The following is a 21,319-nucleotide window of genomic DNA, read 5'->3' on the forward strand; positions in this document are numbered from 1 at the left end:
TCAGCACCGTTAGATGACAGTGAACTCTTTAGTTCTAACTCTATTGGACTAAAATTTTTAGGGTTATTGCAGCAAGCCTTCGCAAAGATTTTAGGGCGTTTCATGTTGTTCATAGGCGGCTACAATCCGCTGCACCAATGGATGACGCACCACATCTGCTGTGGTTAGGTTGCAAAAGGCAATTCCTTCAACGGAGTGCAATACTTTTTGGGCGATCGCCAGACCCGATGCTTGATTTTGCGGCAAATCAGTTTGAGTCACATCACCCGTCACCACCATCCGAGAGCGGAAGCCTAACCGAGTCACAATCATTTTCATTTGGGCAGGTGTGGTGTTTTGGGCTTCATCCAAAATCACAAAGGCGTTGTTAAGGGTGCGCCCACGCATGTAGGCGATCGGTGCAACTTCAATTACTCCACGTTCCATCAAGCCAGGAATTTTTTCAGGATCGATGAATTCATATAGCGCGTCATACAGGGGGCGCAGATATGGATCAATTTTTTGCTGTAAGTCTCCCGGCAGAAACCCCAGCTTTTCTCCAGCTTCCACGGCGGGGCGGGTCAAAATTAAGCGTTCAAATTCATTATTCAGTAAAGCTTGAACGCCAAGAACAGCCGCCAGAAATGTTTTGCCTGTACCAGCAGGACCAATGCAAAAAGTGAGGTCGTGGGTGCGAACAGACTGAACATATTGCCGCTGTCTAAAAGTTTTGGCGCGAATGTCATATCCACGACGAGTTTTAGCAAGAACGTCTTTTTGCAGATCTTGTAGCTCAGCTTGCTGCTGAGTTTCGATCGCCTGCTGTGCAGTCAAAATATCAGCACTAGAAAGAGGTTTTTCTTGTCCCCAGTACTGCTCTAATGCTTGAATCAAACGCTGACTCAGCGAAACTTGGGCAGGAGTTCCTGAAATGAGAAGCTCTTGTCCTCGTAAAACTAGCTTTGCGCCCGTTTGCTTAGCAATCAGCTTTAGGTTTCCTTCCCGGTCGCCTGCTAAGGCGATCGCACTTCCAGCACTGGGCAACTCGATCTTTAATGCCTCTACCATGCAGTCGGGTTAGCTATTCTAAGGGGTAAGGGCGCATCCTAACATGTTCATTCATCAACCTGCACATCTGGGTTGCGAGGTGCTATTCGCTTAGGGCTAGGTAAAACGCGACGAGGGGCGCTAGGTCTTGCTTCTCGCTCAGGCTCATCCACCGCCGTAGAGGATGGGCTACCGTAGACATCTAAATGGATGGACTGACCTGCTAATTGAGCGATCGCAGACAACACAATACGAATTGCCTGAATATTACGCCCACCCCGACCAAACACGCGCCCTTTATCAACTCCCTCAAACGCTAGCCGCACCCAAACTTTTGTTTTGTTGGGGGAAGTTTCGCAATCCAGTCGCAGAGCATCGGGCGACTCCAAAAAAGGCTGAACCAAAAATCGGATCAAGCTCTCATAATCTGGAGGCGTTGTCGCGGAAGAATTAACTGCAACGGGTTCAGGCATGAAGTTTAAGCTTGAATCTCAGCTTTGAGTTGATCAAACACGTTAGCTCTACGCAAAATATCACGCACTGTATCAGTTGGCTGCGCGCCTTCTTTCAAGCGCTTGATGATACCAGGCACATTTAACTCAACTTCGTCTTTTCGAGGATTGTAAAAGCCCAGTTCTTCTAAAGGTCTGCCATCGCGGCGATCGCTGTTATTCATCGCTACGATCCGATAGCTAGCTTCCCGCTTTTTTCCGAATCGTTTCAGGCGCAATTTGATCATGCTGGTTTCAGGTTTCTAGGTAAACAATCTGGTCAGTTTTTACTGGCACACAAAAATTCTGCATGCAATCACAGATTTACAATCATATCACGCTAAAGAATGGTGCTAGCGATTGAGTTAAGGAAAAAATAGCACCACAGCAGGTAAAACCCAAAGTTGGCTTTCAGTAATAGTTTAGCGGCTATTGCATTGGAATCGTGACCTGCCGCTTGCCCCCAACCGAAATTGTAACTGAAGACGAATCCTGCGCCCAATCAACAAATGACTGTTTGGAGCGATCGCCGTAATCGGGAACTGTGACTACCTCGTGGCGGAACTCCACGCGCCAAACTTCACGCTGAGTGACGGACTCTACTACCCGCAGTTCAATATATTGGAGGCGACCGATGAACGTGCCTCGACTCATATTTGAGGCATGGGCTGTGAATTTGCCATCTGGCGAGGTTTGATATTCGCCGGTTCCAGATGGACTAAACCAAAAGCTGGCGGCGACGCTAATCCCGATGAGCAAGCAACTTACTGAGAATCTATACCAACGCATCTGTGCCTCTAAGCCGCCGACCCGTCATTAATCGAAATGGACAGAAGTTCCTGTAATGTGCCGTCTTTAATGATGTTAAAGGCTTCTAGCCTATTTTTGGATGTATACAGCGGCTAGCGATCGCACCCGATCAATTGCCTTTAAAGTGGCTTCGGGTGTGGCGGGAATGGCGAGGGTTACTTGGGTTGGGCGATCGCCAAATGCCGCTACTGCTGCTCGAATTGCTTCTCGCACTGAAAACGCTAGCATCAAGGGCGGTTCTCCTACGGCTTTGCTGCCGTAAATAGTGCCATCCTGAGAGGTTCGTTCCAGCAGATGCACTTTAAAGTGTTCTGGAATTTCGCTGACTGTGGGAATTTTATAGGTACTGGGGGCGTAGGTGCGGAGTCGAGCTTGGTCATCCCAAACGAGTTCTTCCATGGTCAGCCAGCCCAACCCTTGGACAAAGCCACCTTCCACCTGTCCTTGATCGACTAGGGGATTGAGAGATTCCCCGACATCATGCACAATATCGACTTGCCGCAGTTTAAAGGTACCTGTAAAGCCATCCACTTCTACCTCACTAACGGCGGCTCCATAAGAAAAGTAGTAAAACGGTTTGCCCTGGTTAGTTTGATAATCCCAGTGAATGTCTGGAGTGCGGTAATAGCCTGTGGCAGAGAGGGAGACACGATCGCTATATGCCTCTCTGACCACTGCGTTAAACAAAATGGAAACGCTAGGATCGGTACGGCAATAGATCCAATCATTCTCAAACATTAAGTCGTCGGCTGCATCAAGATTGAGTAGTTTTGCTGCAATGGGTGCCAATCGTTTTTTTAGGGTTTCGCAAGCATCTTTCACGGCTTGCCCATTCAGATCGGCACCACTGGATGCCGCCGTTGCAGAAGTGTTGGGCACTTTATCGGTGCTAGTGGGCATGAGGCGGAAGCGATCAATGTTCACCCCTAAGGTTTTAGCTGCTACTTGCAGCATTTTGGTATGCAGCCCTTGCCCCATCTCAGTGCCGCCATGGTTTAGCTGAATGCTGCCATCGGTGTACACCAGAATCAACGCGCCTGCCTGGTTATATTGCACCTTATTAAAGGAGATGCCAAATTTAACGGGCGTAATGGCAATCCCGCGCTTTTTATAAGGATTTGCGTGGTTGAATTGCTCAATGGCGATCGCCCGCTCAGCATACTGGGCATTCGCTTTTACTTCATTCCAGACGCGTGCTATCCGATTGTCCAGCACTTCTTGTCCATAAAATGTGGTGTTGGTTTCACCCGTACCGTGATAGAAATTGCGTTCTCGCACGACATCAGGCGGCAGACCGAGCGATCGCGCCACCCGATCCAAAATTTCCTCGATCATCAACATGCCTTGAGGACCGCCAAAGCCCCGAAACGCAGTATTGGAAACCCGGTTAGTTCTGGCAATTTGCCCCCGAATTTCGACATGGGGAACGTAATACGCATTATCAACATGCAGCATTGCCCGTAACAACACGGGTGGCGATAAATCCAGGCTCCAGCCGCCGTCTGAATAAAGGTCGAGGTCTAAGGCAAGCAGTTTACCCTCTGCATCAAAGCCCACTTTGTATTGCCCCAAGAACCCATGACGTTTACCTGTCAAGATCATGTCGTGGTGTCGCCGTAGCCGCACTCGCGCTGGACGACCCGTTTTATGGGCAGCAATTGCCGCGATCGCGGCTGTCGGGTTTGCCTGAGATTCCTTCCCGCCAAAACCGCCACCCATTCTTAAACAGGTAACCACGATACGATTGCTCGAAATGCCCAGCACTCGCGCCAGGATGATTTGTGTCTCAGTGGGATGTTGGGTCGAGCAATATGCCTGATAGTTACCTTCGCCATCAGGAATCACCCAACTGGTTTGAGTTTCCAGATAAAAATGATCTTGCCCGTTCATTTCCAGTTCGCCTTCTAGCACATGGTTAGCGCTAAGCAAGGCAGTTTTTGGTTCGCCGCGACGGCATACTTGGGGCTGATTGTGAAAACTATTGAGCGCGATCGCCTCCTGAATGCTGGCGATTGGCGTTTGTGGCTCGTACTCTATCACCACTTTTTCTGCGCCCTGGCGTGCCGCGTCTTCCGTCTCACCAACGACCCAGACCACCGCTTGCCCCCAGTAGCTGACGATCTCCGTCGGCAACAGTGGCTCATCATGAACAATCGTGCCTGTGTCATTTTCACCCGGAATATCAGTCGCTGTCAGCACGGTCACTACTCCAGCCACGGTATAGGCAGGCTGAGGGTCAATCTTAAGAATTTTGGCGCTGGCGTAGGGAGACAGCACCGGATAGAGCGAAAGCATTCCGGCGGGCGATCTCTGATCATCGGTGTATACAGCTTTACCGCTGACGTGATGTTCAGCACTTTCATGGCTTCGTTTGCGACTCGGCTTGCTGGGCATATTCATGACGAAACCTCTCCCCAATCACGGGTTAAATCACTATCAGCCCAGCCCTCAACAAAGAATTTTTCAAATAAATTAACAATCAGCCGCTGGCGATAATCGGCACTGCCGCGTAAATCGGTGAGCGGCGTAAATGCCTTGTTCAGCAACGTTTTCGCCTGTTGCACAGTGGCGATATTCCAGGGTTTGCCGATGAGGAAGTGTTCCACGGCGATCGCCCGTGCAGGAGTTGCTGCCACACCACCATAACCAAGTCGAGCATGGAGAATCTGATTGCGATCGTCCAAATCAATTGTGAATGCTGCCGCCACAATACTGATATCATCCGTGCCGCGCTTGCCAACTTTATAGGATTGGCTTAAACGGCGCACCGCTCCAGCAGCGATCGCTTTGGGAATCAAAATGGAAACAATCACTTCCCCTGGCTGCAAATCGGTCTGACGATAGCCCTTAAAAAAATCTGCTAGGGGCAAGACCCGTGAGCCATGGGCGCTGGCAAGGCGCAACTCAGCATCCAACGACAACAGCACCGGTGGCAAATCACCAATAGGAGACGCTGTGCCAATATTGCCGCCTAACGTTGCCCGGTTTCGCACCTGTCGCGCGGCAAACCAGTGCAGCATTTCATCCAAACTGGGAAACACGCCGTGCAGGATCGCTTCAATGTGGCTCAACGGTACGGCAGCACCAATTTCAACCGACTCATCCGTTTGCTCAAGAACTTGCAGCTCAGCAACTGCTTCCAACGAGATCAGTACGGGATACTGCTGCCGATGCCAACTCAGTTCCAGCCCTAAATCGGTCGCTCCAGCAACCAGAGTTGCGTTGGGGTGCTGTTGCAGTAAAGCAAACACCTCGACCAGCCGAGCCGGACGATAAAACTGGCGATCGCCATTGCCATAGTTGAACGGCGAAAGTTCAATCGATGATCGTTCTAAAGTATGGCTGAAGATATCGCCAACTTCATTGGAATGGGCCGCCATCTGTTGAGCAGCGCGACGAATGGGCAAATAGCCTGTGCAGCGGCAGAGGTTTCCTTCAATTGCCATATCATCCAGGGCGCGATCGTAATAGGCAGCAAACAGACTGATGATAAAGCCAGGAGTGCAATAGCCACATTGGGAACCACCCAGTTGCACCATTGCAGCTTGCACGGGATGCAGTTGTCCATTTGCCACACCTTCCACCGTGATCACTTCACGTTCCGCGATCGCACCCAACGGAATCAGGCAACTATTGACCGCTTGATAGTGAGGTTTGCCATCCGCCCCTTTGCCAATCAGTGCAACGGTACACGCGCCACAATCGCCATCGCCGCAGCCTTCTTTGGTGCCCATGCGATCGCTCTGCCGCAAGTATTCTAGCAGCGTACAGGTGGGGTCGATATCTTTGAGGCAAACTAACTCACCATTAATCGTGAATGTGAGTTGATTAGTACTTCCGTGAGTCACCGTTGTCGTCCATGCAAAGAATGATGAGAGGAACAAGCAAGGCAAGGAAAAAGATCAGTGTGAGAAACCCTACCAATGGCTACTGTATCAATCCTTGCCCCAAATTGCCTCCCAAGCTTGAAAGAGACTTTGAAGATGGCTGTGGAAGATGAAGTCTGATTTCTCCGTGCGTCCGCAGCCTCTGAATACTGTATACACTTCAAGCGTCACCTTTATGTGGTTTGGGTTACATTTCAACCCACAGGAGATTTCAATCCGTAGGGCGATCGCTCATCTATTTAATTCATTTACTAAGCAAAACTTGGTTAGAAGTTGTTTGCACCAACTTACACTTAACTATTCTGAAAAATAGTAATACTCCCATACATATTTCAACTGGAACTGCCAGGTAACCAAGCGAGCTAACGGCAAAGCTCAACAGTGGTAAGTAACCCTTGAGACACCACCAAAATTTTCTGCCTAACATTGCGCCGCAATGTTAGGCTGTCTCGCCGCTTTCTGACTATGGCATCGATTCAATCAATGCTCTCAGCACTTTGTTAACCGATTCAGGCGTTTTGAAAACTTGAGCCACATCCTCATCTAAAACTACAACCGTTAACTTTTGCGTCTCATTGCGGACAGCAAATCGATTGGGTTTCGCCTTCTGATAATCAAAGCTATATTCAGCTAGAAGCTCGTCTTCAAGATTTTGTGGTTGGTCAGAGGGCGTTTTGCTCATAATCCTCACGCTCCTTGCGAGTAGCTAGACGGGCACTAATGATACGGATGCGACCAGATCGCTCAGTAAAAGCAATTAACAGAAATCAATTTTGCTGAGAATGACCAATGATAATTTCTCACCGCTCATCTATGGAATGAGCCTCATCATCAAAGATAACTGCCAGAGGATTAGCGAATACGGTTTTGGCTTCTTCAAAGCTAATACCGTGCTTCTTCAGATTGGCAATTGCTTTTGATTGATCCCACTCAAACTCCATGCCTAAATCATACCTGATGGCTCAAAGAGCGTAGTAGCCTTGCACAGAAGTTTGCCATCTCATCAATAGCTCCCCATTCTCAAACAAGAAATCATAGTACTCAAATCGATACAAGGATCGCTCATCCATTTGATTCATTTACTGAAACAAAACTCAGTTAGAAGTTGTTTGCACCAATTTACGCTGAATTTTTCTGAAAAATAGTAATACTCGCATACATATTTCAACTGGAACTGACAGGCAACCAAGCGGTCTAACGGTGAGTTGTGCGACGGCACGTATCTTCTGCATCGCTATCCAAATGTCATACCTGTCCATTACAGCAAACGGTTAGATAACGCAGACCAAACTAGACTTGGAGACACAGTGTAGTTCTAGCCAATTAGAATGCTTGCTAACTTTCACTCAATTTTCTTACGTTATGCGTCTCACTCAGAAAAACTGCAAGTGTAGATGCAGCACCAACTGCTAATTTAGCGTGTCTTGGCTGCAATCCTTTGCTGGCGTTTAATTTGCCATGACCAGTGCCATAGTGGTTTCTTAACTCAGCTATTCCCTGAGTAATTGTCGCTAAATTACTTAGCAGACGTTTAATTGAATCACTTGCCTGTACTTTATCAGGAATGTCTTCTGGAGTTAGTTCTAATTGCTTCACAGTAAGCTTGACAAGTTTTGGTAGGTCATCGTTTTTTGAAAATGATACGTTGCATTCGTTTAATATGCTTTTACAGCAAGTTTCAACTAATTCTTTTGCTGTCCCTATTGCTAGCTCCGGATCATTATTAACAGCCGTTTCCATACGAGTGATTTGCTGTGAAACATATCCAACATCTGTACCTGAGAGTGTTGCTTTAGCCGAAGTTATTCCTGGCAACATTGCAGTCCCTACAAAGCGACCTATAAAGACAGGCTTTCCTGAAAGTCGTGTTTTTTCAGCTATTTGATATCCATCATTGTTTAGAAATTTGTTGTAGAGTTGGCAGAGCTTTTCACATTCAGTTACGTCAGGCCTTATAACAGGATGAATTGTTTCACAAAGAAATCTTAGAAAGGTTTCATCATCCCCCCTTAATAGGTTAAATCTTGAGTCAGAGAAAATCCATCCAGGTTCCCAGTCCTCGTTGTTTACAGTATGTTGCAAGATATCTCCTGTTGCAGTTTTGAACCTGCTATCAAAAGATTGCAAAGAATCTAAATCCCAAATCCTTGAGAGAAAATCAATTTCTTCAAGACGACCATATAAGTTAATTTCTTCTAAAGAGATTGAATCTACGATATCTCTTCTGGTAACTTCCGATATCTTAATTGCCATTGCAGTCTCGAATAACAGTGCAGAATAGATGAACTAGATTATCAAGTTGGCAAGAAAGACACTGATCCTGTTGATGTAGATGTTGCTCAGTGCAGAACGGATGAACCAAATTATCAAGTTGGCTCTTTTTTAAGTTTGTAGGTGGAGGCGACGTGTAGTTCCTTAAGTTGCTTATCATCCACGGTAGAGGGTGCGGTGGTCAGTAGGCAGCGGGCTTGCTGGGTTTTGGGGAAGCTAATGACATCGCGGATGGAGTCTTCTCCTGCTAGCAGCATGACCAGGCGATCGACCCCATAGGCAATGCCGCCGTGGGGAGGTGCGCCATATTCAAAGGCTTCTAGCAAAAAGCCAAATTTTTCGTGGGCTTCTTCGGTGGAAAGTCCGATGGTTTCAAACACCTGCTGCTGCACGTCAGGTTGGTAGATCCGTAGACTGCCGCCGCCAACTTCAAAGCCATTGAAGACGATATCGTAGGCTTGGGCACGGGCGGTCTTGAGGTCGTGCAAATCTTCGGGGAAGGGCGCAGTGAAGGGATGGTGCAATGCCTCCAGCCGCTTTTCATCGGCGTTCCACTCAAACATCGGAAAGTCAGTGATCCAGAGCAGGTTGATTTTCTCAGGATCAATCAGGTTTTGTTCACGGGCGATCGCTTGGCGCAGGCGATCAAGGGTTTTGTTCACCGTCGCCGTATCTCCGGCAGCGAATAGCAGCAAGTGTCCAGATTGTGCGCCCGTGCGGGTGAGGATTTCCTGTTTCTGCTCCTCGCTGAGGTTGTCCTTAATTGCGCCGATGGTGTCGATTTCGCCATCGCGGACACGGATATAGGCAAGCCCCCTAGCCCCAGCGGTTTCAGCTTCCTTAAACAGATCGCCGCCCGGTTTAATCCGCACATTAGAAATCGCATCATTGCCACCGGGAATCGGCAAAATTTTGACGATGCCGCCCTTCGATACTGCATCTGCAAAAACCTTGAAGCCGCAGCCCGTGACCACATCCGACACATCCACCAGCTCTAGCCCATAGCGGGTATCGGGCTTGTCGCAGCCATAGCGACCCATCGCCTCTGCATAGGTGAGGCGGGGGAAAGGCCGCGGCAAATCAATGCCTTTGACCACTTTGAATAAATGCGCCATCAACTTTTCATTCAGTTCCAGCAGGGCTTCTTGATCCAAAAAGCTTATTTCCATGTCTAGCTGAGTGAATTCGGGCTGGCGATCAGCGCGTAGATCCTCATCACGGAAACAACGAGCGATCTGATAGTAGCGATCGCAGCCTGCCACCATCAACAACTGCTTAAACAACTGCGGTGATTGGGGCAGCGCATACCACTCATTCGGATTCACCCGCGACGGCACCAAATAATCCCGCGCTCCTTCCGGCGTGGATTTGGTCAGAATCGGCGTTTCCACTTCCATAAAGCCCTGCTCATCTTCTAGATAGCGACGCAGGGTTTTGATTACCTCATGACGCAGCCGCAGATTTCGGCTCATGCGCTCTCGCCGAATGTCCAAATAGCGATACTTCAAGCGCAGTTCTTCCCGCACGGTTTCGCTTTCCGCACTGGAAATTTGAAATGGCAGCGGTTTGCGAACGGCATTGAGAATGTGAATATCATCGGCATAAATTTCAATCGCGCCGGTGCCCAGCTTGGGATTGAGCGAATCCTCTGGACGTTGGGTCACACGACCTGTAATTTGCACCACATCCTCATTTCGCAGATCGCCCGCCTGGTTATAAGACGCAGGAGTACGAACGGGATCGCTGACAATTTGCACAATGCCCTCGCGATCGCGCAGGTCAATAAAAATCACGCCCCCATGATCTCGGCGACGATCCACCCAGCCGCAGAGGGTCACTGTCTCTCCAATATGTTCGGCACGGATTTGACCGCAGTAATGGGTTCGCATGGCTGTTGAACGTGAGTGGGGATTATGGTTCAGTCTAACGCCCAAGCACGGCATTGCAGTCTACCGGGTTACCTGAGCGCTAAAGCAAATTTCATTATGCCTGATAGGGGCGCATGGCAATAGAATTTGAGAATTTGGGCGTTGGCGCAGCCTCTCCTATGGAGAATCGCACAGCCTTTCTCCTGGGAAATCACATTACTTCAAACGCAAAAAGTTGGCAAAACAATAACGGCGGCTGAAAATAGAACGGTAAGATAATAGCGCTGCTTTTTCAAACTTTATTCTTAATCAAACCAGCATGAGCGAACTGGATCAACAACTCCGTGAGCTGGTCATCGAAGCCTGCAAGCACCCTCCAGGAAGCGCTCCCCGGCAGCGCAACCTAACGCGGGTGATTCGCCTAGTGTCGCCCAAACTCTGGCGGGAGAGCGTTCCCTACTATCAAGATGCTGTGCAGCAAACCTGGGTTTATTTTTGCAAGCACATCTGCGGCAGCTACAATCCTGAATTGGGCAGTGTGCCGACCTGGTTAAATGCATTTCTCAAGTTTCGCCTATTGGACTTTAGAAATGCCACGCAAAACGACACAATAACGCGAGTTCCTTCCCAAACAGAGCGGGATGGTGAGTTGATTGATCGGATTGAAACTATTCCCGCACCACCTCCCACAGAGCCACTCTTAGAAATCGTGGAAAACTGGGCAAGAGCAGATGTGACTGGCGAACTGAAAAGCCTGCATATTAAAGGACATCCAGAGATTAATGCTCAGGTGTTGATTCTACGGCGGCTGCTCTCAGAAACTAAGTTGAAGGATCTAGCGGACGAGTTTGGAGTCACCATTTCAACCCTTAGCAGCTTTTATCAACGACAATGTCTGCCCCGCTTGCGTAACTTTGGTGAGTCCGAGGGATATATCGACAGTAAGTAAGGTTTCGCCTCGGAGAAAACAGTATGACCCAATTAATCGATGACTTTGCCCTGCCCCTGCCTCTGACCCAAGCAACCGTTCAAACAGCGAGAGAGTTTGCTAGTCAGCAGCCAAATGCTGAAAAATCAGATCAGGTAAGGCTAAATACTCTAGCAGTGCTAGTGGTGCATGACTATCTTCAGCTAATGGAGATTCCCAGCAGTTTGACTGCAAGCGATAGCTGGAATCGGGTGTTGCGCCTGTGTGCAGATGTGGCGGATTTGCAGGTATCGGGATTAGGACGGTTGGAATGTCGTCCAGTACTACCCAATCAAACCTTCTGCCCGGTGCCGCCCGAAACCTGGACAGACCGCATTGGCTATGTGGTGGTAGAGGTGGATGAAACCGCAGAATCGGCTCACCTACTGGGATTTGTGCCTAGAGCTAGCACGGAAGAGTTGCCCATCAGTCAGTTGCGATCGCCCGAAGATTTGCTGGATCATCTAGCGGCCTTGCGTTATCCCCAGCCTAGCCCTCTTGCAAACCTCAGCCAGTGGCTTCAAGGCGCGATTGATGAAGGCTGGCAAACTCTAGAAGAACTTTTGAATCCGGCTCAACTCAGCCCCGCGATCGCCTTTCGTAATCGTTTGGCGACCCAAAGCCCAGCCAAGCAAATTGAGCTGGATGGCATCACCGTAGCTCTAGCAGTAGATGCGCGTTCTCAATCCGATGGCTCAACCGATATTGCTATTCAACTGCACCCGCCAATTGATTACTTTCTACCCATTGGCACCCGATTTGCCATCTTAAATGAAGCCAGTGAAGTGGAGCTAGAAACTACTGCCACAGGCACCGAGGATTTTCTAGAGTGGCAGATTGGCGGCACCCCCGGCGATCGCTTCACCGTCGAAGTCTCCCTCCATCAAACCCATTTCACCCAAGACTTTGTAATTTAGTTGGTAATTGAATTCGACCACCCAGCCTCATCAACCTGACTCCGCGTCCCGCACTCCGCCTTCCATATGGCTAAGTTAGTCGTTCTAAAAATTATCGACGGCAGTTTTGAGCAAGGCTTTACCGTCATGCAGGAAATCGGGGAAGACAATCAACGCCCCTCCAGCATCACCGTAGGGAAACTGCCACCCTTGCCCGAAATGCCGTTGTACTATAGCCGTTGGAAGGAAAGCTACTGGCGGCTAGAGTCGCGCTACCGGATTACCGTCAAAAAAGGTCAAAGACCAAACGTATCGGTGTTGGACGATTGCGACAACGCCTCAAAAATGCTACGGGCACGGCTCAACACCTGGCTACTTGCAGAAGACTATCGCAGCATTCGAGAGCAATGGCTCAAGCTACTGTCGCCTGAAGACGAAATTCGTATTCTGATTCAGACCGAAGATAGCCAGATGCGCGCCCTGCCCTGGAACTTGCTGGAATTTTTAGAAGACTATCCCAACGCTGAAGTTGCCCTCAGTGCGCTGAACCTGGAACCACTTCAACAGCGGAACTGTGCGCCAAAATCCTGCGTTAATATCCTCTCGATTGTTGGCAATAGCGACGGCATTGATACCAATGTTGATCAAGTACTGCTTGATCAACTGCCTCAAACCTATATTGAGCGATTGATTGCCCCTGATCGCAAAATCTTGACCGATCAACTTTGGAACACTGCCTGGGATATTCTTTTCTTCGCCGGACACAGCACCAGTCAGGACGGTAAAGGACGGATTTTTCTTAACAAAACCGATAGCTTAACCATGGGTGAGCTTAAATATGCTCTGCAAAAATCGGTAGCCAATGGTTTACAGCTGGCCGTCTTTAACTCCTGCGATGGCTTGGATATTGCGCGGGAACTGGCAGAACTCAACATTCCCCAAATTATCGTCATGCGGGAACCGGTACCCGATTTGGTTGCCCAAGAGTTTTTGGAATATTTCCTGAGTGACTATGCTCAGGGCAAATCCCTTTATCTGGCGGTACGTGCGGCACGAGAACGCTTGCAGGGCATGGAAGACCGCTTTCCCTGCGCGACTTGGTTGCCGCTGATTTGCCAAAACCCCACGGTCTTCCCGCCGATGTGGCAAGACTTTTTGCAGCCAGAACCCCCTCAAGCGCCAACGCGCGCATCGATGCCTGCTCATCGCAGTTTGGCGATCGCCCTGCTCACGAGCTTCGCCGCCGCTGCCCTAGTTGGAGTGGTGCGATTTTTCGGACTGTTGCAGCCAATCGAACTTGCCGCCTTCGATCACCTGATGCGGCTGCGCCCTCCAGAACCTCCAGACTCCCGTCTACTCGTGGTTGCGATCGACGATGAAGACTTGCGACAACAGAGCCAACAAGAAGACCTGAAAGGTTCTATTTCAGACCAAAACCTGACGAAACTGCTGGATTTGTTAACCAAACATCAACCGCGGGCGATCGGGCTTGATCTCTATTTCCACCGTTATGCCAATCAGGGTACTCCTCAACAGCTTGCCCTGACTGCCCAATTTCGTAATAACGAAAACCTAATTAGCATTTGCAAAGTGGGCTACGACAAAGCCAATCCTTACGGCATTGCCCCACCGCCTGACATTCCTCCCAAAAGTTTTCGGGTCGGATTTAGCGACTTTATGGTGGATGGAGACGAAGTGGTTCGTCGCCATTTACTTGGTATGAACTCTCAGCTTCAGTCGGAATCTCGCTGTCAGGTTTTAACCGCTTTCAGCATAGAATTAGCGCTGCGGTATCTATACACCGATTTAGAGTCGGCTGAAACCGGATTTTTTCCACCTGCCGGAAACGAAACCTTCAAAATCCGGCTAAAGCAACGGTCCAAAGACTGGATCGCGGTTCCCCATGGATATACGGCCTTATCTAAACCCATGGATGAAGTTATTTTTCCATCTTTACCATTGCGGTTAGGTGGTTATCAAGGACAAGGGTTAGATGGCAAAGGCAGCCAGATTTTGCTCAACTACCGCGCCGGAAATGATTTGCGGAGTATTGCCACTCAAAAATCGCTGAGTTGGTTTCTTTCTCAAGACAACCCTCCTTCAACCCAAGAGCTTAATCAACTGATCCGAGGAAAAGTGGTGCTAATCGGCGTAACTGCACGCGAAAAGGATGATTATCATAAAACACCCTATGGCAATACCCTGGACGATCGCGTCCCTGGAGTCTTCATCCATGCCCATATGCTGAGTCAACTGCTTAGCGCTGTGCTGGATGGGCGACCGCTGCTGTGGGCATGGTCTCCTTGGGGCGATTGGGCTTGGATTGCTAGCTGGTCTTCTATTGGAGGGCTGCTGGCATGGGGTGCTCTCCGCAGTTCGTCTTCAAAAGCGCCATTGTGGCCTGTCGTAGTGCTGGGAGTCTCTCTAGGGGTACTCTACGCTGTCTGCGCTGGCTGTTTAATGGTTCTGGCTGTCTGGATGCCTTTAGTTCCGTCCGGGTTAGGGCTTTTAATTGCAGGTAGTGGTGTAACTGTACTAAGCCGTATTTCAGATCGATCTTTGCAATAGATTACTCATACTTAGGAGCAGCGTCATGAGGGGCATTCACCGATGGAACTTGAAAGTGGCGATCGCGCTGATCAGCAGTATGGCAATTCAACTAGACAACGGCAACGCCACTGTGCCAATCCAGCCAATCCAGCTAGCGTCGGTAAAAATCGCTCAAAAACCGACCGGTAACGTTCGCTTAGTCAGACGAGTTCTTAAAGGACCTGCACCCGGTGGACGTTATCGGGGTGGCGGCTCCCGCAACATTGTAGATCCAAAGAAACCCCTTGTTTGTCCCAACGTTCAACCTGCGCTAACGGCATTAGTTCCCTTTGAAGAGCAAGAGCGCTCAGGTAGTCTTCCCCCTCAAGTCAATGTGTGGAGCTTTACGACCGCGGCACATCCAACCTTGTGGTTCTACATGCCTTACACCAAAACCCAAGCTATCCCAACTACATTGAGCTTGGTAGATGACGATTCATTAGCGATCGTCCTGCCCTCAACGCCAATCCAATTGCCCAATAAACCAGGCATCATGGCAGTCCGCATTCCTACCTCCGCTGAATTAAAAGTTGGCAAACGCTATCGTTGGGCGCTGACTTTAAACTGTGCATCTGATGCCACTATGAGCGACAAAATTCAGCCTGAGGGCGTGATTGTGCGAGAAACGCCTAGTGCTGCGGCTATGGCAGAATTAGCAATTGCCAAGGGAGTTCAAAGAGCTGGGATATACGCAAAGAATGGGTTTTGGCATGATGCCTTGACCATCTTGGCAGAACTGCGTCAACAGGACTTCGCAGACACTACCTTAAAAAGTGATTGGCAAAGTTTATTAGACAGCATGATGCTGTCAGGTTCATCTAAGGAGTTCAGGCCAGAAGAGCTGGCAGATCAGCCTTTTGCTAAGTAAGAGAAGCGCAATTTGGGCTTCAAGAGCTACAGCGATCGCACACTCCATGAATCGTCACTTCATACCCATCCGGCTGAAGCCCTGGGCGCAACTGTTGAAAATCTAAAGGGCTAAATAAATTCCATGGAATATCCTCTATCGCACCACAGCTTCGGCAGCGAAAATGGTGATGCTCTTCAACATGGGCATCATAGCGGGTGATTCCTGCTTCTAATAGCACCTCCCGCACTAGACCCGCCGCTTGTAAAGCTTGCAGAGAGCTATAAATCGTTGCCTGAGAAGACACCGGGAAATCTTGATTCAAATCCTGCAACAGTTGGTCAGCAGTGGGATGATCGGTTCGCTTCAGCAAACTAGCAAACACCGCAAATCTCTGCGGCGTAACTCTCAGTCCCTTAGATTTGAGTAGTTGAGTAATATCGCTTGTTTGTTGATGCATATCCACATCCACAGCCTAAAAATGTCTTCTTAATTGTAACCATTCTCTCAAAAGAACTTATCTGATGTAATAAATAAACTTTCATTTAGGTATTTATTACAATTTACTTATTCTTAAATAAGAATTATTCTGATTTAAGAAAAGCGAACTTAGAACTAGCTGTTCAGCTTGATCCACTAGCCAGAAAATTCAAAACAAAGAGGTACTCATGGTAGCGATCGGACAAAAAGTTCCCAATGTTGTATTCAAAACCCGTGTTCGTGATGAGTCGGTCGAGGGTCCAAATCCGTTCCGCTGGCAAGACACCACAACTCAGGATCTATTTAGTAATAAGCGAGTAATTTTGTTTTCCTTGCCTGGTGCCTTTACACCCACGTGTTCTACTAGTCACTTGCCTCGGTATGAGGAGCTTTATGACGAATTTCAGGCACTTGGCATTGATAGCATTATTTGTATTTCTGTGAATGATGCATTTGTCATGTTCCAATGGGGCAAAAATATTGGCGCTGAGCGTGTGTTCTTGCTGCCCGATGGCAATAGCGAGTTCACCCGCAAAATGGGGATGCTGGTTGATAAATCAAACCTAGGCTTTGGGATGCGTTCTTGGCGTTACTCCATGGTTGTGGATAACGGCGTGATTGAAAAGATGTTCATCGAGGATGATTTTGGCGATAATTGCCTCTTTGATCCATTTGAAGTGTCTGATGCAGACACCATGCTGAACTATTTGAAGACTGCCAAAGTCGCTGCATAAGCAGTAGTGGTAGCGTTACCCTGTAATCAAGGATATTTTGCAATTTTGTAGGGGCGTTTCACGAAACGCTCCTATATAAAGTCATTTTAGAGAAACAACTATGAGCTACGACTTTGACCTATTTGTGATTGGGGCGGGTTCTGGTGGAATTGCCACAGCCCGACGGGCAGCCGAATATGGCGCGAAGGTCGGAATTGCTGAGTACGATCGCTTGGGCGGAACCTGCGTGAATCGGGGCTGCGTCCCAAAAAAATTGATGGTGTATGCCTCTCACTTTCCCGCACTGTTTGAAGAAGCGAAGGGATACGGCTGGAGTGGGGTAAAAAGCTCCCTCAATTGGGACATGATGATCACGGCGGTGAACGACGAGGTTACCCGTCTCAATGGGATTTATCAGCGCATGTTGGATGGTTCCAAAGTGGAACTGTTTCATGGACATGCTAGCTTTGTCGCATCTCACACGGTCGCGATCGGCGACAAACAAATCACTGCTGAGAAGATTTTGATTGCGGTGGGTGGCAGACCTTACAGACCAAACATTTTAGGCATTGAACACGCCATCGTATCAGATGATATTTTCAATCTAAAAGAGCAACCCAAACGACTCGTCATTATAGGCGGTGGATATATTGGATGTGAGTTTGCTTGCATCTTGAATGGAATGGGTACAGAGGTCATCCAAATCATTCGCGGCGACAAAATCCTGCGCGGCTTTGATGATGACATTAGAACTGAAATTCAACAGGGAATGATTGATCACGGCATTCAACTGTATACAGGCGCTCAATTGATTGCAATCGAAACAACAGACAATGGTGTTGCCGTTTCAGTGGGCAAGGGAGACACTACAGAGACCGTCTATGCGGATGCTGTAAGCTTGGCAGCCGTGGGACGGAAACCTAATTTGCACAACCTGGGATTGGAAAACACAGGGGTGAAATTGCATGATGGCGCGATCGCGGTTGATAAATATAGCCACACCTCAGAAGCTAATATTTTTGCCCTTGGCGACTGCACCAACAACATTAATCTGACTCCGGTTGCAATTAACGAAGGACGCGCCTTAGCGGATACCGTATTTGGCGGCAAGTCACGTTTCACAACCTATGACAATATCCCTACAGCTGTGTTTACCTCACCAGAAGCAGCAACGGTTGGGCTGACTGAAGCCCAAGCCCGTGAGCAATATGGCGACTCAATCAAAGTCTATCGCTCGAAGTTTCGCCCAATGTATTACACCCTGGCTGGCAAAGACGAAAAGACTTTGATGAAGCTGATTGTGGATGAAAAAACTGATAAGGTGCTAGGCGCTCATATGGTCGGTGATCATGCTGCCGAGATTATCCAAGGCGTGGCGATCGCCCTCAAAATGGGAGCTACCAAAGCTAACTTTGATGCCACAGTTGGGATTCATCCCAGTTCTGCCGAAGAATTTGTCACCATGCGGTAATCATGGGGCAGATTTACAGCAATTTTTAAGTGAGTTAAGTCCAGCTCAGCTATATTTGTCTTGAACACTTTGTCAGAGCAGATTTTAGCGTTTGCTCAGAATTAGTTAGGTCAGCAGGACGGTCTTTAAATCATGAGATGAGGGGGAGAAGAATAGACCTTTTGGTGAAACTCTTTCTTTGCTCAGATGCACTTCTCGACGATGGTAAAGATGCAGGCGATAATGGCGACAGCTTGTTCTGACGCTGTTTGAAGATCTTCATGGTGGTTCCTAGAGTGAGTCCTATAATTCGGCGAATCCTGCGCTTCAGCCTTTGCGTGATGCTGGGAGCCTTACTTTCTAGTATTAAAGTTGCTTCTGCACCTGCTCAAACTGGAGCGATAGCTTCGCCCCAGGAGTTCGAGGCTGCAACGTCCATAACTTCTGTGCAGTTCAATGCTGCAACGGATGAGCCGCTTAAGGAAGTGCAGGTGGGCAAAGCCTACTATCAGTCTGGGCAGTACACTGCTGCGGTGGGGGAATGGTTGCCAGCGGCTCAGGCGTTTGCCAGTAGAGGCGATCGCGTAAACCAAGCAGTGGTGCTGAGCAATTTGGCACTGGCGTATCAGCAATTGGGACAGTGGAGCGAAGGCAATCAGGCGATCGCCGACGGCATAGCGATACTCAACACCGAACAAGCGAAGGTAGGTATCACCGAGGCACCTGCTTTGCTTGCCCAAGCGTTTAATATTCGAGGTAGCTTGCAATTGGCGCAAGGGCAGGCAGAACCTGCGCTACTTTCCTGGCAAATGGCGACTGCGGCTTATCAGCGCGCTAAGGAACCCAACGGCATTATTCGCAGCCAGATTAATCAAAGTCAGGCATTGAGGGCATTAGGACTATATCCCCGTGCAAAATCGACTTTGGAGCAGGTTAACCAAACCCTGATCACTCAGACTGATTCGCTGCTAAAAGCAGCTGGTCTGCTTAATTATGGTGATGCGTTGCGCTTAGCGGGTGAGTTGACAGGAGCCGAAAAAGTGCTGGCACAAAGTTTAGCGATTGCTCAGCGGCTACAATCTCCCTCTGACATCACGCTGGCATTGATGGGTTTGGGCAACACCGCCCGCGCTCGTCAAGATTCCGCAGCCGCCCTGCAATACTATCAGCAGGCAGCCAGTACCTCTAACAATCCCGCAACCACTGTGCAGGCGAAGCTGAACCAACTGCGGTTACTTGCAGAGCTAAATCAAACCCAATCGGTTCAATCCTTGGCAGCCGAAATCCGTCCCCAACTGGAAACGCTGCCTCCGAACCGCACAACGATCTATGCGAGGGTTAATTTTGTTCAAAGCTTGATAAAAGGGCTTGGAACGGCTCAGCCATCTTCGTTAACTCCAGAAGCTAAACTGTTAGCCACCGCAGTCAACTATGCCAAGCAAATTGGCGATCAGCGGGCAGAATCTTATGCATTGGGATACTTGGGGGAACTTTATGAACGCACTGAGCAGCAGACTGAAGCCCAAAAACTAACTGAGCAAGCGTTGATTTTGGCGCAAGCTGTGAATGCACCGGATGTTGCTTATCGCTGGCAGTGGCAACTTGGGCGCGCATTAAAGGAACAGGGCCAGCAGGAAAAGGCGATCGCTGCCTACAGCCAAGCCGTCGTCACGCTCAACTCAATTCGGAATGATTTGGTTGCTAGCAGCCCAGATATTCAGTTTTCGTTTCGAGAAAGCGTTGAGCCAGTCTATCGCGAGTTTGTTGCCTTGCTGCTAGACCCCGTAAGTGGACAAGGGGTAAACCAGGCCAATCTGCAAAAGGCGCGGGAAGTGATTGAGTCATTGCAACTGGCAGAACTGGATAACTTTTTCAAAGAAGCATGCCTCACAGGTCGTCCGGCTCAGGTTGATCAAGTTGATCCTAAAAGTGCGGTGGTCTATCCCATCATTCTGCCGAATCGTTTGGAAGTGGTGCTATCGATTCCCAAGCAACCGCTCCGTCACTATGCCACTCAAATTTCTCAAAAAAATCTGGAGAATTTAGTTGATCGAATGCAGCGATCGCTCCGGCGCACTTCTTCTTCCCGCGAACGATTGGCGATCGCATCCCAACTATATGACCTACTGATCCGTCCTGCGGAAGCAGATTTAGCTGCAAGCGATGTTAAAACCCTGGCATTTGTGCTGGATGGTTCCATCAAAAATTTGCCGATGGCAGCCCTATACGATGGTCGCCAATATCTGATCGAAAAATATAGCGTGGCGCTGACTCCTGGCTTACAACTGCTCGATCCGCGTCCGTTGCAAAGTCAGCAGCTAAAAGTGCTAATCGGCGGGTTGAGCGAAGAACGGCAAGGATTTTCTGCGCTTCCCGGTGTAGAAGCTGAGGTTCAGCAGATTACTGCCGAAGTACCCACCCAAGTCCTATTCAATCAAACTTTTACCACGGATACCTTTCAAACTCAGATTAGCGGCTCGCCGTTTCGGGTGGTTCATCTGGCGACTCATGGGCAATTTAGCTCCGATGCCGACAACACTTTTATCCTTACCTACGATCGCAGGATCGATGTGAAACAGTTGGGTGAACTATTGCAGGCAAGAGCGCAGGAAACTCAGATCCCGATTGAACTGCTGGTGTTGAGTGCTTGCCAAACCGCAGCCGGCGATCGCCGAGCCGCCTTAGGATTGGCAGGAGTGGCAGTGCGATCGGGTGCCCGGAGTACCTTAGCCACGCTGTGGGCAGTGGACGACCAATCTACCTCATCGCTGATGGTGGGTTTTTATCAGGAATTGGCGCGATCGGGCACTACCAAAGCCGAAGCCCTGCGCCAATCTCAGCTTAAACTGCTGCAACGCCCCGAATTCCGCCATCCCTTCTTTTGGGCACCCTATGTGCTAGTTGGCAACTGGCTGTAGTGCCTGGACCGTTCGGAGATCGCACGTTCCCCGATCACCACAAATCACCCAGCACTAACCAATTCAGTTGCTAGCTTTTGCCATACCGTGGCATAGTTTGTGCCCA

18 protein-coding genes are annotated in these 21,319 nt (G+C 49.1%); 7 read left to right on the top strand and 11 right to left on the bottom strand.

Translation table 11 applies throughout. From position 1 onward, the window contains the following. Positions 1 to 90: 90 nt before the first annotated feature. The 10 genes from JOY44_RS04420 to aspS form a co-directional block, all read right to left on the bottom strand. On the bottom strand, positions 91 to 1,047 hold the full coding sequence (locus JOY44_RS04420) for a PhoH family protein (protein ID WP_171572498.1): 957 nt from the start codon (positions 1,045 to 1,047) through the stop codon (positions 91 to 93). A gap of 47 nt (positions 1,048 to 1,094) precedes the next feature. Then, the gene (locus JOY44_RS04425) at positions 1,095 to 1,499 is read right to left on the bottom strand and encodes a KH domain-containing protein (protein ID WP_171572499.1); all 405 of its coding nucleotides are present in this window, start codon (positions 1,497 to 1,499) and stop codon (positions 1,095 to 1,097) included. 5 nt (positions 1,500 to 1,504) lie between these two features. Next, positions 1,505 to 1,765, bottom strand: a complete 261-nt coding sequence (gene rpsP, locus JOY44_RS04430) for a 30S ribosomal protein S16 (protein WP_171572500.1) — start codon at positions 1,763 to 1,765, stop codon at positions 1,505 to 1,507. 181 nt (positions 1,766 to 1,946) lie between these two features. Next, a complete protein-coding gene (locus JOY44_RS04435) occupies positions 1,947 to 2,276 on the bottom strand; it encodes a hypothetical protein (protein WP_207211156.1) in 330 nt (109 codons plus the stop codon). Between the two features lie 120 nt (positions 2,277 to 2,396). Continuing rightward, the gene (xdhB, locus tag JOY44_RS04440) at positions 2,397 to 4,727 is read right to left on the bottom strand and encodes a xanthine dehydrogenase molybdopterin binding subunit (protein WP_171572502.1); all 2,331 of its coding nucleotides are present in this window, start codon (positions 4,725 to 4,727) and stop codon (positions 2,397 to 2,399) included. Then, entirely contained in the window at positions 4,724 to 6,175 is a 1,452-nt protein-coding gene (gene xdhA / locus JOY44_RS04445; protein WP_171572503.1) for a xanthine dehydrogenase small subunit, read from the bottom strand. Before xdhA ends, xdhB begins: the two co-directional genes overlap by 4 nt. Positions 6,176 to 6,677: 502 nt before the next feature. Further along, complete coding sequence (locus JOY44_RS04450; RefSeq protein WP_171572504.1) at positions 6,678 to 6,896, bottom strand: hypothetical protein; 219 nt, start codon at positions 6,894 to 6,896, stop codon at positions 6,678 to 6,680. A gap of 118 nt (positions 6,897 to 7,014) precedes the next feature. Next, complete coding sequence (locus tag JOY44_RS32135) at positions 7,015 to 7,155, bottom strand: BrnT family toxin (protein WP_197984953.1); 141 nt, start codon at positions 7,153 to 7,155, stop codon at positions 7,015 to 7,017. Positions 7,156 to 7,549: 394 nt separating this feature from the next. Then, positions 7,550 to 8,467: an abortive infection family protein gene (locus JOY44_RS04460; protein ID WP_171572505.1), complete on the bottom strand. Its 918-nt coding sequence runs from the start codon at positions 8,465 to 8,467 to the stop codon at positions 7,550 to 7,552. Positions 8,468 to 8,580: 113 nt separating this feature from the next. After that, positions 8,581 to 10,374, bottom strand: coding sequence for an aspartate--tRNA ligase (gene aspS / locus JOY44_RS04465; RefSeq protein WP_171572506.1), 1,794 nt, complete (start codon positions 10,372 to 10,374; stop codon positions 8,581 to 8,583). A 298-nt stretch (positions 10,375 to 10,672) separates the two neighbouring features. Between aspS and JOY44_RS04470 the strand changes: the two genes are divergently transcribed. From JOY44_RS04470 to JOY44_RS04485, 4 genes are all read left to right on the top strand, one after another. Then, positions 10,673 to 11,302 (top strand): sigma-70 family RNA polymerase sigma factor, encoded by a 630-nt coding sequence (locus tag JOY44_RS04470; protein WP_171572507.1) that lies wholly within the window; start codon positions 10,673 to 10,675, stop codon positions 11,300 to 11,302. Positions 11,303 to 11,325: 23 nt separating this feature from the next. Beyond that, entirely contained in the window at positions 11,326 to 12,237 is a 912-nt protein-coding gene (locus JOY44_RS04475) for a DUF1822 family protein (protein WP_171572508.1), read from the top strand. A 66-nt stretch (positions 12,238 to 12,303) separates the two neighbouring features. Next, positions 12,304 to 14,784 (top strand): CHASE2 domain-containing protein, encoded by a 2,481-nt coding sequence (locus tag JOY44_RS04480; RefSeq protein WP_171572509.1) that lies wholly within the window; start codon positions 12,304 to 12,306, stop codon positions 14,782 to 14,784. A 25-nt stretch (positions 14,785 to 14,809) separates the two neighbouring features. Then, positions 14,810 to 15,673, top strand: coding sequence for a DUF928 domain-containing protein (locus JOY44_RS04485; RefSeq protein ID WP_171572510.1), 864 nt, complete (start codon positions 14,810 to 14,812; stop codon positions 15,671 to 15,673). 19 nt (positions 15,674 to 15,692) lie between these two features. Here JOY44_RS04485 and JOY44_RS04490 read toward each other — a convergent pair whose 3' ends face one another. Continuing rightward, on the bottom strand, positions 15,693 to 16,112 hold the full coding sequence (locus JOY44_RS04490) for a Fur family transcriptional regulator (RefSeq protein WP_171572511.1): 420 nt from the start codon (positions 16,110 to 16,112) through the stop codon (positions 15,693 to 15,695). Positions 16,113 to 16,320: 208 nt separating this feature from the next. Here JOY44_RS04490 and JOY44_RS04495 point away from each other — a divergent pair, with 208 nt between their 5' ends. The 3 genes from JOY44_RS04495 (at position 16,321) to JOY44_RS04505 (ending at position 21,213) form a co-directional block, all read left to right on the top strand. Continuing rightward, positions 16,321 to 16,866 (top strand): peroxiredoxin, encoded by a 546-nt coding sequence (locus JOY44_RS04495; protein ID WP_171572512.1) that lies wholly within the window; start codon positions 16,321 to 16,323, stop codon positions 16,864 to 16,866. A gap of 100 nt (positions 16,867 to 16,966) precedes the next feature. After that, complete coding sequence (gene gor, locus JOY44_RS04500; RefSeq protein ID WP_171572513.1) at positions 16,967 to 18,316, top strand: glutathione-disulfide reductase; 1,350 nt, start codon at positions 16,967 to 16,969, stop codon at positions 18,314 to 18,316. 260 nt (positions 18,317 to 18,576) lie between these two features. After that, positions 18,577 to 21,213 carry a CHAT domain-containing protein gene (locus tag JOY44_RS04505; protein ID WP_171572514.1) on the top strand — a complete coding sequence of 879 codons (2,637 nt, stop codon included), beginning with the start codon at positions 18,577 to 18,579 and terminating at the stop codon, positions 21,211 to 21,213. The last annotated feature ends 106 nt before the right edge of the window (positions 21,214 to 21,319 follow it).

The sequence above is a fragment of the Leptolyngbya sp. Cla-17 genome (assembly GCF_016807185.1).
GTDB lineage: Bacteria > Cyanobacteriota > Cyanobacteriia > Leptolyngbyales > Leptolyngbyaceae > ULC077BIN1.